We start from the raw sequence: 15,223 nt of genomic DNA on the forward strand, positions 1-15,223 counted from the left end.
ACGGCAGCCGATGTTTTGCGCTTACTGTCCTGTACTTTAGGACGGCGAGAAGAGCGCTTATAGCAGCACCCGATTCATAGTGCTGCAAGCCGACATTGTATGAACAGGTCACTGGTGTCAAGCGGTGGTCGTTGTTTTTCTCTTTTCACGGTCTGTGCTTTTGCTGTTGTCGTTGCGCCGCATGTTGCTCTCCACCGGTTTGTATACGCACTCTGGATGAGCAGTTTGCAGTGCAAGCTCGGTGCCGGTTGGGGTTCGAGAGGAGAGTCGATGCTGCCATTTCTCGGACGGCCTTTTATGGGCCAAAGTCGGCTCGCAGTCATCGGAACACGGTGTGATCGCAACGGGTAAACATAGTCCAGCTCTCAAGCAGCTTCAGCATGGAAAGGCACGTACGGTTCCTGGGTGCCTGTAGTGGTTGTAGTAATCGGTCCAAGGCTTGAGGCAGTCATCGCGTTGGTCAGAGTCGTTCCAGTGTTTTGCGTAGGCCCATTCTCTGAGCGCGGTCTGGATGAAGCGTTCGGCCTTTCCGTTGGTTCTTGGGGTGTATGGCCTTGTGCGTCGGTGTTTGAGCTGCATCTTCTGACAGGCGTGTCGGAACTGGCTGGAACGGTAGCATGAGCCGTTGTCGGTGAGCAGTGCGCGGACGCCGATGCCGTGGCTGGCGAAGAACTCCACGGCTGCGTTGAGGAAGCCGATGGTGGTTTCTGCCTTCTGATCGGGCAGCATCTGTGTGAAGGCCATGCGCGAGTGGTCGTCCACAGCCACGTGCAGCGCCAGGAAGCCGGGGTGCTTCTGCTTGCCACGCAGCCTCCCATCGCCACGCAGGCTGACCTGGGAGAAGCGTGTCATGCCCTTGATGTCCAGATGCAGGAGATCGCCAGGGGCAGCGTGCTCGTAGTGCTGGACGGGCGGCAGCGGGTTGAGGTCGCGCCATCGGCTCAGCCGGACGCGGCGCAGGATGCGGCAGACCGAAGCCGGGCAGACGCCGGTGCGGCGGGCGATCTCGTATCCGGGCATATGCCCTTGGCGCAGTTCGACGATGCGGCTGGCAATGCCTTCCGGCAAGCGACGCGGGCTGCGGTGCGGCCTGGAGCTACGGTCCAGCAACCCATCGAGGCCGGCGATCCGGAAGCGAGCCACCCACTTGGCGGCAGTTTTTGCGCTCACGCGGAAGGCGGCCGCGGCCGCCTTCCGCGTGGCTCCCTGCTCGACAACGAATCTGGCTAACGCCTCTCGACTGCGAAAGCTAAGTCGGGCATTCTTATGAATGTCCATTCGATTCCTCCGAAGGTTCTAGTTGCTCGTCACAACCAGCTTCTCCGGTTCAAATCGAATGGACAACCTCCTGAAAGATCACAGGTACCCCAGATGCGATGGAGCAGGACGGCCAGTTTCCGCGCCACGGCAACCACAGCCCTGCTCTTCGCCTGCTTGCCACCTCGAGCTGCAAGATGCAGCCCCCACTGCCGGAGTGACGAGTCTCTCCCATGCGGCCGTAGGATGTGGTTCGCGCACTCGATCAGAAGACTTCGGAGATAGACGTTCCCAGCCTTGGTGATGCCGAGCTGAGGGTCTCGTTCTCCAGACTGGCTGCGTCGCGGGCGTAAGCCAAGGTAACAGCCGACATCCCGACTTCGCCCGAAGCGTTCCTTGTTGCCTAGAGTCAGGACGAAGGTGAGCGCGGTGATATGGCCGACGCCTTGCACCTTCAGCAACGCCTGCGTCTCGGGATACTCTGTCTGTGTTAGCTGCTGAATCTGGCGATCATACTCCTTGATCTTCAGAGTCATCTCCGCGATCTGCTGAAGCACCGGTCCGAGCGCCTGCTGTAGCCCTGGCGGCATGACTGCGAGACTGCGCTTGGCGAAACACCGCGTAGAAGAAGCCGGCATCCGATGGCCACAGGACTTCGTTAGTCCACGCACCGCGTTCACCGCCGCTGTGCGCAGCCGAACCAGGAGATCCCTTGCACGAATCAGTGTAAGCGCCTCTTGTTGCTCGACGGTCCGGTGCGCGATCGGACGCAGTATCTCCGGATCGAGCCGGGCATACCGCGCCAGCTTCTCAGCGTCGACCTGGTCGCTCTTCCGATCACTGTGCGAAATCGCCCGCAACTCACGGACGTTGGCCACGATTACTTCATGGCCAAGCTCCTGCAGTTGCTCGCTGATCCAAATCGAGTGGGTTCCAGCCTCCATCGCCACGCGTGCGTGAGGAACATCTGTAAACCACTTCTCGATCGCCTTCGGCGTGGTCCGAAAGCGACCTCGATCCACTACTTCGCCGCCTTCGTGGAGAGTACAGTAATGGCTCCAGACATCTCCAAGGTCGATACCAATCGTCATCCCGATCTTGGACTGCCTGCGTGGAACTTCCGCGATAAGGTGCTGCGTCGTCTTTTTCATGGGATACAGTCTCTCCCTTCCGGAAGACCTGCTCATCCCATTTCACGGTATCAAACGAGCGTTACAGACCTCTCGAACGCACTTGCGCAAGTAGCGGTGAGCGTTGTCCGAGTCGAAGCGCGGATGCCACGTTTGCGAGATCATGATGGGTGAGAGTGGGACAGGGATCTTGAACGTCCGTAAAGACATGGCCTCTGCGGAGGCTGCGAGTATTTGCGGTACGGTGGCAATCAAGTCCGACTGACTGGCCAGCACCATGGCTGCATGAAAACTTGCGACAACAAGAGGAACGTCGCGCCGAAGCTTCAACTTCTCCAACGCTCGGTCGATGGGCGTGAAGTCGAGCCCCTTGCGAGAAGCGTTCACGTGCTTATAGCTGGTGAAGCGTCGTAACGTCATGCTTCCTTTCCATATCGGGTGATCGGTGCGAGCCGCTCCAACAAGAGTGCTCTTGAAAAGCACCTGCTGCTTGATCTCAGGGCTTGTCGCCATTGTCCCACTGATGACTAGATGAACTGTTCCTTCCCGCAGGTCGTCGATATCGCGTGCGGATGCCTCCAGTACTCGGAGCTTTACATGCGGAGCATGACAGGACATCAACTTATAAAGTCCGGCGGTAAGAAGTGCTGTTGAATCCTCGCAGCGCACGGTGAAGGTCCGTTCGACCTCGCGAAGCGATACCGCCGCTTTTGCCTGCACGAGCGCACGCGTTTGCTCTACCAACGCCGATACCTCTGGCTGCAGTTCAAGGGCGCGGGACGTGGGTACAAGGCGCATACCGGCTCGAATCAGAAGTGGATCGCCCATCATCTTTCGCAGCCGCAGCAGGACGCGGCTCGTCGCAGGTACGCTCATACCCATTCGTTCTGCAGCACGCGTGACGCTTTGCTCCTGAAGGAGTGTATCGAGAGCGAAGAGAAGGTTCATGTCCGGTTGTTGCATTTCAGTGCAAGTATACCTTGCGCACAACGGCATTGAACGCAACTACTCACCGACTGTAAGGTCAGTTTATAAAGCCGTCGGCAAATGGCACGTGGCCCAACGCAACCAACCAGGAAGGATAACACCCGATGAAACTGAACCACCTGAATCTAGCCGTCCCCGATGTTTCTGCAGCTACGCAGTTTTTTGTCGATCACTTTGGCTTGAAAGTTAAGAGGGCAGTCGCCGACAAGATGGCGATTCTTGAAGATGAGGACGGATTTGTGTTGAACCTCGGGCACTTCAAACCTGCTGAAGTGTCTTACCCCGATTTTCTTGGTTTCCACGTTGGATTCAAGCAACAGACTCGTGAGCAGGTGAACCTGATCCGCGCAGGCATGCTGACCGCCGGTCTAATGCCACCAGAGCCACAGGAGTTTCACGGCGCGTGGACGTTCTATGTGCGGTGTCCCGGTGGTTTCTTTGTGGAGGTTTATTGTCAGGAAAGGTGAGCATCACCAATACGGCGTACCTATAAAGCCCATCGAGATCGGGCTTCGCGGCAATAGGGTCGGTTCGAGGAGGCTCCTGATAAACGGGCTTATGTGAAGTGATATCGAGGGTCCATTAAGGGTCCAATAACGGGGAAAATATGTCGCATAAAGTCGTGTTTCATCGCGGTTGATGTCGAGCAATTTCAATTAGTTGCAGACCGCATCCAAAATGGCATGGAAGAGATCATCGGTTTGATACGGTTTCGCCACCCTGAGAGATCCGCGAGTCTGGAGCCAGACAACCGCAGACGGCTGACGTCTCTCCACCTCTGTGAACCAAGCAGCAAAGCTGTCTCGGCAAGAATCAACCTTCTCAAAAATTTCGAGGACTTCCGTCACCAAGTCCATCGGAGCTCTCATGAACGCAAGTGGGCTGTTTGCTGCAGATCGTTACTGATGTCCGCTATTGATCCGAGGCGTCTACGGTCACGGGTTCGGCCTCCTCAGTGAAGAGCACCTTCAGCTTTTCCGGGACCTCGACATTCCATTCTTTTGCCAGATCGAGCAATCTCAGCGTGTAATCCTCGACTCGGATCTCTATCTCGCCGTAGCGCGTGATCCTGTCCTTGCGTTTCATCGCTGCGTGCATGGGCTTCTCCCAGGGGAGGTTTGTCACGAAGTCCCGAAGCTGTTCGGGCGTCAGCGCACCGGATGGGCGTCCGACGATCTCCTGGTCAAAGATGATGATGCGGCCGCTGTTAATGAAGTTCACCAACTCGTGGAATCCGAGGACGTTGGCCGTCCCAAGTGAGAGCCCGCTAAACATCCGATTTCCGGTGATCGCCGCAGTCACCACGGTCGTGACCGCGCTGAGGTCTGTCTTCAAAAGCTTTGCGAAGTACTTCCGAAACCCCTGGTTGCTCCAGAGGGCCGTGAACTTTTCAAGCTGTCGGCGGGCCTTCAGGAGGTACTCGTAGGAGGTGCGAAGTTCTGCTGTGCTGCATGGGTGAAGCGAGTTCTTGCACTCGAAGATGAACAAGAATTTGCCTTGAAGGGCTACTACATCAGCGTCGCCCTCGACACCGGCGTAATGGTATTTGACATCATCCCATGCGCCGACCCCCTGCTTATGGAACTCGTTCTTGAGCCTCTGTGCCAATAAACCGTCGCCCTTTTCCCCCAGACGCTTTTGCGTTACGCGATCTCCCGTTCCTAAATGCAAGGCGCCGAGGGCACCCATTTCAGTGGAAGAACACACTTCCATGGTACCCAGGCCCCGCCGCCAAAATTAGGATCCTCCGCTTCAAAAAGCTTCCGCAATTCCGGCATTACTGCGGCGTTCAAAACCACGTTTGATGTAATCACCCGTGTTGGCCCCGACAACTCGCTTGAACGCCTTACTGAACGCAGCGTCGGACTCGTAACCGACCGAGCGAGCGACGTCTATGAGCTTTTTGTCCCGCTGTTGCAGTAGCTGCATGGCCTTCTGCATCCGCCACTCGGTTACATATTCCAGTGGTGTTTGTCCGAGTAGCTCTTTGAAACGCACAGCGAATCCGGAGCGAGACATGCCCGCCGCCTCAGCCAGGGATTCGACCGTCCAGGGTTTGTTCACTCTATCGTGAAGGGCACTCAGAGCAGTCCCAATTTGGGGATCAAAGATGGCACGAAGCCATCCCTGGTTGCGTTCCGGTTCGGACGCGATATGCGCCCGGAGTGCCTGAATGAACAGAACCTCGGCCAGTCGAGTCGCTACGACTTCCGATCCCGGCGCCTGCCCTGCCATTTCAGAGGCCAGCGCTTGCATAGTGTTGTGAAGAGCAAGTGTGTGGGCCTGATCAGCCTTAATCAAAATGAAGCGCGGTAATAGCTGCGTGATGGGCTTCAGGCTGGCTCGTTCGAAACTGAGGGAGCCGCAGACGACTGTCGTTGGTGCGCCGCCACCTCCGTAATGAACGACGGTGTTGGGTTCAGCGGCGATTTCGCGGAAGGTTGACCTTGGACGTGTTCGCGGATTATCGCGCATGACGATCGAAGTGTCGCGGGCGAGCAGAAAGCAATCGCCACCGGTGAGGGGGATCGGCTCCTGAATGCCTTCCACACTCAACCAGCAGTTGCCACGCGACAGCATGGCGAAGTGCGCCAAATCTGTAGGTGAAATCCTTTTGCCGGAAGGCATGACTTTTTCTTCGGTTTGTTTTTCCTGTATCAAGCCCCACGGGGCTGTTGCTTCCAGCCTGTGCTGACCGAAAGCGGTTACGTGAAGCGTTCTGAAGATGTCGGTTATCGGGTCCAAATCAGCCTCCTTATTTTGGACGAATAGACAATATTTCTGGACTCCTGAGCAATTCGCGTCCACTGCCAAAAGAATCTATTGCTCTGTAGTGGATGCTACACATTATTCGAAGGAGCAAAAATGGGAAAGCTTGAAGGCAAAGTTGCAGTTATCACGGGTGGAAGCGACGGTATGGCGCTGGCGAGCGCCAAATTGTTCGTTGACGAGGGTGCCTACGTTTTCATCACAGGCCGGAAGCAGGAGACGCTCGACAAGGCCGTCAAGCTGATTGGCCGGAACGTGACCGGCGTACAAGGTGACGCGGCCAACCTCGACGATCTCGACCGCCTGTTCGAGACGGTCAAGCGAGAGAAGGGCAAGATCGATGTCCTGTTCGCGAGCGCCGGCATAGGCGAGCCTGTCCCGCTTGGCCAGATCACCGAGCAGCACTTCGATAAGACCTTCGACCTCAACGTGCGCGGCACACTCTTCACGGTGCAGAAAGCGTTGCCGCTGTTCAACGACGGTGGGTCGATCTTCATGACCGGGTCCAATGCTTCAGCGAAAGGTTTTCCGGGTTGGGGAGTGTATGCGGCGAGCAAGTTGGCGTTGCGCTCCTTCGCACGCACGTGGCTCAACGAACTCAAGGAGAGAAAGATCAGGGTAAACCTTATGGTTCCTGGTGCAATTGCCACAACGATGCAGGAATCGGTTATGACCCCAGAGGCGAAGCAGTATTTCGAATCCCTCATCCCACGGGGAAAGATGGGGCAACCTGAGGAAGTCGCTACCGTAGCCCTGTTTCTAGCTTCAAACGACTCAAGCTTTGTGAACGGGCAGGAGTTGTTCGTCGATGGCGGCATGACGGCGATCTAAAGTCTGCGAACCTCGGTGAGTGGCTGACCTTCCACTGAAGCGAACGCGGCTCAAGGCGCAATGCCTACGCGAAGGTCGCCACACACCGGGGATGCATCATCGGCGCGGCTGAAAGCCGACCAAACCAATATCGACACGGATTGGAGAAGCACTATGAGCTACGCGGTTGTAGGATTCGGCAGGATAGGCCATCAGATCGGATAAGCCGAATATAAGATTTAAGAGAATCGTACCGGCCCCTGCGGCCTGTGAATATAGCGAATGGATTCTCGAAGATAAGTATGAGCGCCATCAACGGAAAGAAGATCGCCATCGTCGGCGGAGGACCTGGTGGGCTCACGCTGGCACGGCTGTTAGAGCAAAGCGGTGCGCAGGTGTCAGTGTACGAGCGCGACCAGAGCCGTAGTGCGCGAGTCCAGGGCAGCGCATTGGACCTCCACGAAAACTCTGGACTTGCGGCGCTGGAAGCCGCTGGCCTGATGGAAGCGTTCTGGGCCAATCATCGGCCGGATCTCAATAGCCTGCGCCTTACCGATACCAATGGAACGGTTCTTCACGAGCATCTCCGCCGGACGTCCGGTCCGGGAAAACGCCCTGAAATCGAACGTGGTCCGTTGCGCGACCTTCTGCTCGACTCGCTTCAGCCCGGCACCGTCCAGTGGGACTGTAAGCTGGAGTATTCAGAGTTCCAGGGCGAGCAGGTCTTATTACATTTTGCGAACGGACAGACCTCAGTGGCGGATATCGCCATTGGCGGCGACGGCGCAAACTCCCGTCTGCGTGAGTTGGTCACTCCTATCCGGTCGCAGTATGTCGGAGTTTCGCTCGTAGAGGGCCTCGTTCCTGCGGCAAAGCACGCAATACCGGAGTTGTGGGACCTTCTCGGAGGCTCGGCGTTGATCGCTTTGGGAGGCGAACGGACGATTGGCATGGGAACGAAGCCGGACGGCAGTGTGCTGTTCTACGCGGGATTGAAAACCGATGATCCCGCGGCCAGGCAGAGCCTTGAAGAGGCAGGCGGTCCGGACGAGCGAGTGAGATGGTTCCACGCCAACTTCAGAGGGTGGAGCGATCTATGGGAACCGCTCTTCAGAGAGGCTGTCTCAATGGTCTGGCGTCCGCTACTTGTTTGCCCGATGGATCAGCATTGGACGTCGAAGCCAAACCTTACGCTGATTGGGGATGCGGCGCACGTAATGCCGCCCTATGCGGGCGAAGGCGTGAATATGGCGATGCTCGACGCTCTGGTGCTGTCAAAACTTCTCCTCAGCGAAGCCACGCCTGGTGATGCAATCGCGGCGTACGAGACGGAGATGTTCTCCCGCATGCGATCCATGACGGCGGACACCATGGTAAACACGGAGATGTTCTATGCGCCGGATGCCTGCGAGCGCGTTGTGGCCCTGTTCCGTAGCTTCGTTGGAGGAGAGGCGGTTCCGCCAGCCGGCGAGGCTTAATGCCAGGTCCTGATACGTCGGCATTGAGGAAGTGATTCGTCTTTTGAGTCGAAGTATGAACTGCTGACTTCAGGGCAATGCACTCATCTACCCCGCAGACTGCGTGCTCGTTACTTACGAGAAGGGCGTTTATGAGGAGTAACACTAATGTCGCGCATGAAATGAATGCTCTGCTCTGTCTCGCTCACGAGACAGAATCGGCAGCTCCTTGCGGATCAATTTTCATGGGAAGGTATAGGCGACGAAACCGCCGCCCATATTGGATTAGGCCCGGATGAAGGCCAGGATATCTGCATTGATGATGTCCGCGTGAGTGGTCATGAGGCCATGTGGATACCCGGGATAGACTTTGAGCGTTCCGTGCTTGAGCAACTTGGCCTGAAGTAACGATGCGTCTTTGTAGGGGACAACCTGGTCGTCGTCGCCCTGCAGCACCAAGGTTGGAACGGTGATGGCCTGCAGGTCATCCGTTTGGTCAGTCTCTGAAAAGGCCTTGATGCCTTCGTAGTGAGCGAGCGCGCTGCCCATCATCCCCTGACGCCACCAGTTCTCGATGATTCCCTGGGAGGCTTTCGCGCCCGGCCTGTTGTATCCGTAGAACGGGCCTGAAGGAACGTCAAGAAAGAACTGTGCCCGGTTAGCCGCCAGCGCCTCTCGAAAGCCGTCGAATACCTGAATAGGAGTGCCATCAGGATTGTTGGCGGTCTTGACCATAAGCGGAGGAACGGCGGCGAGCAACACCACCTTGGCAACGCGTCCTTGTGGCTGGCCGAATTTTGCAACGTACCGCGCCACTTCACCGCCGCCCGTTGAGTGACCAATATGGATCGCGTTCTTTAGGTCGAGATGTTCGGCCACCGCGGAAGCATCAGCTGCGTAATGATCCATATCGTGACCGGTGCCGATCTGGGAAGAGCGACCGTGGCCACGTCTATCGTGGGCCACGACGCGATAGCCTTGAGCAAGAAAAAACAACATCTGCGCGTCCCAATCATCCGATGACAGGGGCCAGCCATGGTGAAACGCGATGGGCTGGGCATCCTTCGGTCCCCAATCTTTGTAGAAGATTTCTGCGCCGTCTTCGGTTCTTAAAGTTCCCATATCATCTGCTCCTGTGTTTGATTTGTATTGTTGTCGATACATGCGAATACGAAGTCGATCCCCGAGGCTGCTCCTGCACCGAGGCCTGAGCTGCCTCTACAGAGACAGCTCTTCGACAGCTTGATTCGCCTTCAGCACGACAGTCGCTGCCAGTGAGGGGATATTCATCCCCTCGATTCGAACTGTCTGTACATCCACGATGCCGATGAACGCCAGAATCTGGCGCAGGTAAGGCTCGACAAAATCCCAAGGACGCCATGGACCTTCCGTAAAGACTCCGCCCGAAGCCAGAATGAGAATTGCCTTTTTGTTCTTCGCCAGACCAAGGACGCCGCCGTCGGAATACTGGAAGGTCCTGCCCGGCCGCACAACCAGGTCGATCCAGGCTTTGAGGGCCGAAGGAATGCCGAAGTTCCACATCGGTGTCGCCATCACCAGGAGATCGGATTCCAGAAGCTCGGCGGTTAGTTGATCGGATTGATGGGCAGATTCCTTCAGGCTTTTCGCCTCCACCGGGTCCTTCGTCGAAATCGCCCGAAGGGTGAGTTTGTCCAAATGCGGTAATTGCTCTACGGTAAGGTCGCGGCGCAGGACCTTTGCGCCAGGATAGAGGCCAGCGAGCCGTTCAGCCAGCGTATCGGAAACAGCTCGACTCGCCGAATCTTTTCCTCTTGGGCTTACTTCAATCATGAGTATATTTTTCATGGCGGCTTCCTCTCAGTGAGCGCGCGGCGTCAGTGCGTTCCACGCCGCATGCGAATCCATGTAGTCTCTCCAGTGCGCGATTTTCCGGTTCTCGAGATGAATGATCGAGCAGAATCGATTGTCGTATTTCGCGCCGGTCGCCAGGACGGTTCCGTGGACCTCGTATTCGATGACTACGACATGCCCCGTGTCCGCGGTGTGGACGACGAGGTTGTCCGCTGACTGCAAGTTGATGACGTCAACGTAGCCCCGGAATGCATCCATCAAAGCAGCCACTCCCCGAATGACGCGAGGCCAGCCGAGATCGTAGAGAACCTCGTAGATGGTGTTATCAGTGACGATGTCAAAGAAGTGCTCACCATCGACAAGATCACCCAGCGCACGACGGACCAGGTCGAAGTAAGGGGCTGCGGCCTTGTAGGCAGCGTATTTTAGCTTGGACATACCATGTTTCTCCATTCGCTTTACGATGCTCAACGGGATGACTATAAAAGAGTAAGCTGCTCTCAAACAAGAAGGCACATTGGCATTAGTAGCTAACACCGAGGTAAGCCATGAAGAAAACGGGCAAAACAGCTTCTCTGGACCCAGCAGCCGTCTGCAAAAGTTCCGACCCGATGGCGGTCAGGGAGCTATTGACGAAGATTGGTGACAAGTGGAGTATCTTCTTGATTCTTTCGCTTGACCTGCTCGGAGGACGTGCGCGGTTCTCCGAACTCGAACGTGCGGTGCCGGGCATCTCGCAGCGGATGCTGTCGATGACGCTCAAGAATCTCGAACGGGACGGGCTGGTGATACGCGAGCTCTTCCCCGAAGTACCGCCTCGCGTTGAGTATGAAATTACAGACCTTGGAAAGAGCCTCCTTCAGCCCACACAGGGGTTGGTCGATTGGGCGAAGGCAAATTGGGAGCGAGTCAGAAAGGCGCAGGCCAAGTACGATTCCAAATGATCTTCATAACCTGTATCGATTGGCAGATCACTAACGAGAAGTCGGCTAATGAGATGGTCCGCCGCTGTTACCCTCCGCTGACGCGGCGAAGGCAAGGCTCAATGCTTTCTTTCTACTGAACGAGGCGATAGATCTGCTCTCTCAGCCATCCGAAGCCGGCGTCTTTTTGTGTTCGTTCATGCCAGATAAGGCGATAGTCAAAAGCCGTGTCGGCGTGCAGGGGTATGAGGGACAGTGGGGCTGACTGTGCAAGCGTTTGACCTAGACGCGAGGGTAAGAAAATGAGATCGTCGGTGTTCGCGAGCAGCAGAGGAGCTGAAGTGAAGTACGGCGTTCTCAGTGCAATTCGCTTCGCCGGGTGTAGCACTGATCCGATGAGCATTCCATTGCTGAGCTATACACTCGACGCCCATGGCGGCATGAAACGCTGGATGCAATTTCTGGACTTCGTCACTGATGTCACGGTTGAGGGTGATCTTTGTTCCGAACAGGGCCAAGGACGCATCGCCCGATCATCCCGGCTGCTCCTGTCGCTGCGAGGCCAACGGTCGATCACATTGCTGCCAGACGGTCTCGAGCCTCTGCTCGTTAGCCGGGGTGTTGTGTCACAGTTGAGCCCCCACCTGCCACTCGCACAAGTCGTCGCGTTTCCAGAATCAATCTCATCTCAAGATGTGCCGGCCACAGAGCCCGCTGCAATGAGAACGGGATACTTCATGGGGAATGTCATTCGTTACGCTCTGATGGCCCCTTTCCTCTATGCAAGTGAGGCAACTCATGCTGAGGAAGTGGAACCTTGGATAGAAGATGGGGAAACCTGGCGAGTGCTCAAGGTGACCTTGCCTGCCGACCAGGTTGCGCCGTGTCAGGTCCAGTATGCCTACATTGGCGAAGATGGCTTGATCAGGCGCACAAGAAACGACGCTTCTTTGATCGGGGCCTCAGGAGAAGTCGTCAATTATGTCGACGCATACGTGACAGTCGATGGGATCAAGATACCTCGTAGCCGCAGTGTATTCTCTTGTGATCCGTCTGGTCGCAAGATCGAGACCATGCCACTCGCGAGGATCATCTTCTCAAACTCATTTTTTACAGATTAGCTCGCTTCACTGGCCATGGTGAGTGGGAACTCCGGGGTCCAGCATTCTCCATCACAAAAGCGACGATTGTCTCACGGCGTTCAATCCATGCGAGTATCTGACCAAATCATGCAGCATTCGGCAAAGAACCCAACTCGCGTCTCCCCATAATCTGCCTTCATCAGCCTTACAAGCTCTGGTGTGACTGCAGGTCGCATCGGATACGGAGAAGGTGGCCATGAACCATGCAGAAGGCAAAACTTCCATCAATGACGCGGGCATTGACGTTATCGTGAATCTCGCGCGGTCGGGGGATTGCGACGCCTTTACCCTATCCAACTCAGCGTGCTCCGAGCAGTATTGAGAACCTGACTTCGTTGAAATTGAAAACGCCATAGGCCGTAAAGGGCAGGACGGATGATTCCTGCAACGGACATAAGTGAAGCTCTGATTCTTGCTCTGCAGCAAGTGGTTCGGCACAGCCAAGCGGCCATTGTGCCGCTGATTAGTACCGGGAAACGCTTTTAGCGGAAGTAAGCACCGCTCTGGTGGGCTCAATGAACGCATCGGCCTGTTGTCAACTGTGGAGAAATTTGTCAGCACATTGTTGTCGAACCCAGGAGATTAAAGCGATTTGGTCAACACTGGCCGCAGAGAAACATGCATCTTGGAAGTCGGGAGGTGCATATACAGACGAACAAAGCAGCTTATTACGGTGCACGTTCAGGCATTGTGTGGAGCCGGCCAAATTTTGTAGGCGCATCGCCTCGAACCAGAGAGGATGTATTCGGTTCTCTCTATACGGATGTTGTCTCCGCCGAGACACTTCTGAAAGAGGGAGAGCTCTGATCGGCAGAATCCCTGACAAGTTGTGGCGGCTTCCCCAATGGGGCAGTGATGTTCGATAAACAGAAATGAGCCATCCGCTTCCTGGCTCCACTCCGGCATATATCCTTCGCGGCTGCGGAGCTGCGCGAGCTGCTGGATGCGTGCCTGCAGGGTCTCAGCGCCTGCAAAGGCAGTAAGGTACGCGGCCTCTATTTCCTCATCTCTGAAACGAAGGATGGTGTTGAGAGCTCCTTCCCCAAGGCTTTCCCGAATTCCCCGGATGAGTTGTACGGTAATCAGGCTATGAGCATCGGAGAATCGCCCTTCTCCCAACTCCGTAAGTTTCCATCTCTGGGAAGGGCGGCCAACACCTTTCTTTTCGGATTGAAATTTGATCAGGCCATCCGCAGCTAGTTTCTGAAGTTGCTGACGAGCGGCTTCGCCTGTGATCTTGAGTGAAAGAGCTAGGTCGGAAGCAGTCTGCGGACCATTGATCTTGAGCTGCAAGAGCAATCGATCCCCTTGCGTGCGACAAGCATGTTCATTTTCCAAGTCGATGCTTGATATACCCGCCATGTAATCATTATACGAAAATCTGACAAAAATCTAGATTTATTGGAATCTTAAAGCCACACGATTGCATCTCCGCGACTGCTCGTTTAACTGTAAAGCCCCTTTAATTCGATGAGATTGTCGTAAACTCCATCCAGAAAAGCTCTTCTTCCTGGCTTCCTATCCACCATAATGCCCCTCAGAGGCCATTTGTCAAACCTGGTAGGTATCAAACGAATTTTCCAAGACATTTCTTGACATATTCCGGGCGCGGATTTATACAAGAAATACCTTTGAAATTGTGCCGCCGGGCTTGATCGCAAAAAGCCTTAGTCGTGCCTGGAATGCTTTTGCCACGTGGAGAAACTACTTTGTATATCTTTGACAGACAAATCGCTCTTGTGCCCTCTCTGCTGACGAGTACTTGTGCCCTTGGGTTGGCTCTGCTTGTGACAGGTTGCAAACCTCAAGCGAGCGTCGCTCCTGCCCCTGTGCCAGAGGTCGGCGTAGCCTCCGTCGTATCCCGTGAGGTGCGTCTATCGAATGAATTTAATGGCCGTGTTGCTGCCGTTGAATACGTCGACGTCCGTCCGCGGGTCACTGGTTATGTAGATCGTTTTGTCTTCCGCGAAGGCGATACCGTGAAGCGCGATCAGCTGTTGTTCGTCATCGATCCGCGTCCGTATCGCGATGCTCTTGAAAGCGCAAAAGCCGGGCTCGATCACGCGCGTGCCGTAGCAGACTTTGCCAAAATTCAGGAGCAACGTGCGCAGGCACTGGACTCTTCCAAGGCGATCTCGCGCGAGGAGTATCAGAACCGGGGCTCGGACCTGAGCCAGAGTCTTGCCAACGTCCATGCGGCAGAGGCCGCAGTTGCAACGGCGGAGCTGAATCTGGGATTCACCGAAGTGCGCTCCCCGATCAATGGCCGGGTCAGCCGCGCCCAGCTTACCGCAGGCAACCTTGCCCAGGCAGACCAGACGGTGTTGACCACGGTGGTTTCGCAGGACCCCATCTATGTCTACTTTGATTGCGATGAGCAAAGTTATCTACGCTACAAGAATCGTACCGGCAGGGGCGAGCGCGTCAACGCGAAAAATCCTGTACGGGTCGCTCTGGCAAACGAAACGGGCTTCCCGCATGCCGGCCGAATCGATTTTCTGGACAATACAGTGAATCCGTCGACGGGGACCATCCGCGCTCGCGTTGTGATGAGCAATCCCGATCACAGCTTTACGCCCGGCCTTTATGCGCGTGTGCAGCTGCAAAACCAGGCCGAGCAGCCAGTCCTGCTGATTGACGACAAAGCAGTGCTGACCGATCAGGATCGCAAGTATGTCTATGTATTGGGCGCTGGCAATAAGGCGTTGCGCAAAGATGTCACGCTCGGTCCTCTTGTCGATGGACTTCGTCTGGTGCAGTCCGGCCTGACCTCAAACGACAAGGTGATTGTGAGCAATCTGCAGAAGATCTTCGTTCCCGGCGTGCCCGTTACGCCGAAGGATACCGCGATGGATGCATCCTCCACTTCCGCATCGCCTGCCGCGTCTCAGGCAGTGACCAATTAAGGAATCGAC

At 55.8% G+C, this 15,223-nt stretch carries 16 protein-coding genes; 7 read left to right on the forward strand and 9 right to left on the reverse strand.

Translation table 11 applies throughout. The features are described 5' to 3' along the window. Nucleotides 1-375: 375 nt before the first annotated feature. From AC5S3R_RS12295 to AC5S3R_RS12305, 3 genes are read right to left on the reverse strand one after another with little or no spacing between them, the layout of a single operon-like run. The gene (locus AC5S3R_RS12295; protein ID WP_494267333.1) at nt 376-1,278 is read right to left on the reverse strand and encodes an IS481 family transposase; all 903 of its coding nucleotides are present in this window, start codon (nt 1,276-1,278) and stop codon (nt 376-378) included. A gap of 29 nt (nt 1,279-1,307) precedes the next feature. Continuing rightward, nucleotides 1,308-2,408 carry an IS110 family RNA-guided transposase gene (locus AC5S3R_RS12300; protein WP_494267334.1) on the reverse strand — a complete coding sequence of 367 codons (1,101 nt, stop codon included), beginning with the start codon at nt 2,406-2,408 and terminating at the stop codon, nt 1,308-1,310. A gap of 42 nt (nt 2,409-2,450) precedes the next feature. After that, nucleotides 2,451-3,335 (reverse strand): LysR family transcriptional regulator, encoded by an 885-nt coding sequence (locus AC5S3R_RS12305; RefSeq protein WP_494267335.1) that lies wholly within the window; start codon nt 3,333-3,335, stop codon nt 2,451-2,453. A gap of 143 nt (nt 3,336-3,478) precedes the next feature. Here AC5S3R_RS12305 and AC5S3R_RS12310 point away from each other — a divergent pair, with 143 nt between their 5' ends. Next, complete coding sequence (locus AC5S3R_RS12310; protein WP_494267336.1) at nt 3,479-3,841, forward strand: VOC family protein; 363 nt, start codon at nt 3,479-3,481, stop codon at nt 3,839-3,841. 445 nt (nt 3,842-4,286) lie between these two features. Here AC5S3R_RS12310 and AC5S3R_RS12315 read toward each other — a convergent pair whose 3' ends face one another. Next, nucleotides 4,287-4,982, reverse strand: coding sequence for a hypothetical protein (locus AC5S3R_RS12315; RefSeq protein WP_494267337.1), 696 nt, complete (start codon nt 4,980-4,982; stop codon nt 4,287-4,289). A gap of 144 nt (nt 4,983-5,126) precedes the next feature. Beyond that, nucleotides 5,127-6,119 (reverse strand): AraC family transcriptional regulator, encoded by a 993-nt coding sequence (locus AC5S3R_RS12320; protein ID WP_494267338.1) that lies wholly within the window; start codon nt 6,117-6,119, stop codon nt 5,127-5,129. 120 nt (nt 6,120-6,239) lie between these two features. On the opposite strand from AC5S3R_RS12320, the gene AC5S3R_RS12325 reads away from it, so the two are divergent. Beyond that, the gene (locus tag AC5S3R_RS12325) at nt 6,240-6,974 is read left to right on the forward strand and encodes an SDR family NAD(P)-dependent oxidoreductase (RefSeq protein WP_494267339.1); all 735 of its coding nucleotides are present in this window, start codon (nt 6,240-6,242) and stop codon (nt 6,972-6,974) included. 281 nt (nt 6,975-7,255) lie between these two features. Further along, on the forward strand, nt 7,256-8,431 hold the full coding sequence (locus AC5S3R_RS12330; protein ID WP_494267340.1) for an FAD-dependent oxidoreductase: 1,176 nt from the start codon (nt 7,256-7,258) through the stop codon (nt 8,429-8,431). A gap of 264 nt (nt 8,432-8,695) precedes the next feature. Here AC5S3R_RS12330 and AC5S3R_RS12335 read toward each other — a convergent pair whose 3' ends face one another. The 3 genes from AC5S3R_RS12335 to AC5S3R_RS12345 form a co-directional block, all read right to left on the reverse strand. Continuing rightward, nucleotides 8,696-9,532: an alpha/beta fold hydrolase gene (locus tag AC5S3R_RS12335; protein WP_494267341.1), complete on the reverse strand. Its 837-nt coding sequence runs from the start codon at nt 9,530-9,532 to the stop codon at nt 8,696-8,698. A 96-nt stretch (nt 9,533-9,628) separates the two neighbouring features. Beyond that, a complete protein-coding gene (locus AC5S3R_RS12340) occupies nt 9,629-10,237 on the reverse strand; it encodes an FMN-dependent NADH-azoreductase (RefSeq protein ID WP_494267342.1) in 609 nt (202 codons plus the stop codon). A gap of 12 nt (nt 10,238-10,249) precedes the next feature. Next, a complete protein-coding gene (locus tag AC5S3R_RS12345; RefSeq protein ID WP_494267343.1) occupies nt 10,250-10,681 on the reverse strand; it encodes a nuclear transport factor 2 family protein in 432 nt (143 codons plus the stop codon). 110 nt (nt 10,682-10,791) lie between these two features. On the opposite strand from AC5S3R_RS12345, the gene AC5S3R_RS12350 reads away from it, so the two are divergent. From AC5S3R_RS12350 to AC5S3R_RS12360, 3 genes are all read left to right on the forward strand, one after another. Next, entirely contained in the window at nt 10,792-11,187 is a 396-nt protein-coding gene (locus tag AC5S3R_RS12350; protein WP_494267344.1) for a winged helix-turn-helix transcriptional regulator, read from the forward strand. Between the two features lie 320 nt (nt 11,188-11,507). After that, nucleotides 11,508-12,287 (forward strand): hypothetical protein, encoded by a 780-nt coding sequence (locus tag AC5S3R_RS12355; protein WP_494267345.1) that lies wholly within the window; start codon nt 11,508-11,510, stop codon nt 12,285-12,287. Between the two features lie 217 nt (nt 12,288-12,504). Continuing rightward, the gene (locus AC5S3R_RS12360) at nt 12,505-12,630 is read left to right on the forward strand and encodes a hypothetical protein (RefSeq protein WP_494267346.1); all 126 of its coding nucleotides are present in this window, start codon (nt 12,505-12,507) and stop codon (nt 12,628-12,630) included. 359 nt (nt 12,631-12,989) lie between these two features. On the opposite strand, the gene AC5S3R_RS12365 is transcribed toward AC5S3R_RS12360, so the two are convergent. Next, the gene (locus tag AC5S3R_RS12365) at nt 12,990-13,601 is read right to left on the reverse strand and encodes a helix-turn-helix transcriptional regulator (RefSeq protein ID WP_494267347.1); all 612 of its coding nucleotides are present in this window, start codon (nt 13,599-13,601) and stop codon (nt 12,990-12,992) included. Nucleotides 13,602-14,038: 437 nt separating this feature from the next. On the opposite strand from AC5S3R_RS12365, the gene AC5S3R_RS12370 reads away from it, so the two are divergent. Next, nucleotides 14,039-15,214 carry an efflux RND transporter periplasmic adaptor subunit gene (locus AC5S3R_RS12370; RefSeq protein ID WP_494267410.1) on the forward strand — a complete coding sequence of 392 codons (1,176 nt, stop codon included), beginning with the start codon at nt 14,039-14,041 and terminating at the stop codon, nt 15,212-15,214. Nucleotides 15,215-15,223 lie beyond the last annotated feature (9 nt).

This window comes from Occallatibacter sp. FHG110214_02, assembly GCF_059115385.1.

Coding starts and splice junctions, on each gene's coding strand:
- AC5S3R_RS12295 (WP_494267333.1), bottom strand. CDS start 1,278: ATGGACATTCATAAGAATGCCCGACTTAGCTTTCGCAGTCGAGAGGCG.
- AC5S3R_RS12300 (WP_494267334.1), bottom strand. CDS start 2,408: ATGAAAAAGACGACGCAGCACCTTATCGCGGAAGTTCCACGCAGGCAG.
- AC5S3R_RS12305 (WP_494267335.1), bottom strand. CDS start 3,335: ATGAACCTTCTCTTCGCTCTCGATACACTCCTTCAGGAGCAAAGCGTC.
- AC5S3R_RS12310 (WP_494267336.1), top strand. CDS start 3,479: ATGAAACTGAACCACCTGAATCTAGCCGTCCCCGATGTTTCTGCAGCT.
- AC5S3R_RS12325 (WP_494267339.1), top strand. CDS start 6,240: ATGGGAAAGCTTGAAGGCAAAGTTGCAGTTATCACGGGTGGAAGCGAC.
- AC5S3R_RS12330 (WP_494267340.1), top strand. CDS start 7,256: ATGAGCGCCATCAACGGAAAGAAGATCGCCATCGTCGGCGGAGGACCT.
- AC5S3R_RS12335 (WP_494267341.1), bottom strand. CDS start 9,532: ATGGGAACTTTAAGAACCGAAGACGGCGCAGAAATCTTCTACAAAGAT.
- AC5S3R_RS12340 (WP_494267342.1), bottom strand. CDS start 10,237: ATGAAAAATATACTCATGATTGAAGTAAGCCCAAGAGGAAAAGATTCG.
- AC5S3R_RS12345 (WP_494267343.1), bottom strand. CDS start 10,681: ATGTCCAAGCTAAAATACGCTGCCTACAAGGCCGCAGCCCCTTACTTC.
- AC5S3R_RS12350 (WP_494267344.1), top strand. CDS start 10,792: ATGAAGAAAACGGGCAAAACAGCTTCTCTGGACCCAGCAGCCGTCTGC.
- AC5S3R_RS12360 (WP_494267346.1), top strand. CDS start 12,505: ATGAACCATGCAGAAGGCAAAACTTCCATCAATGACGCGGGCATTGAC.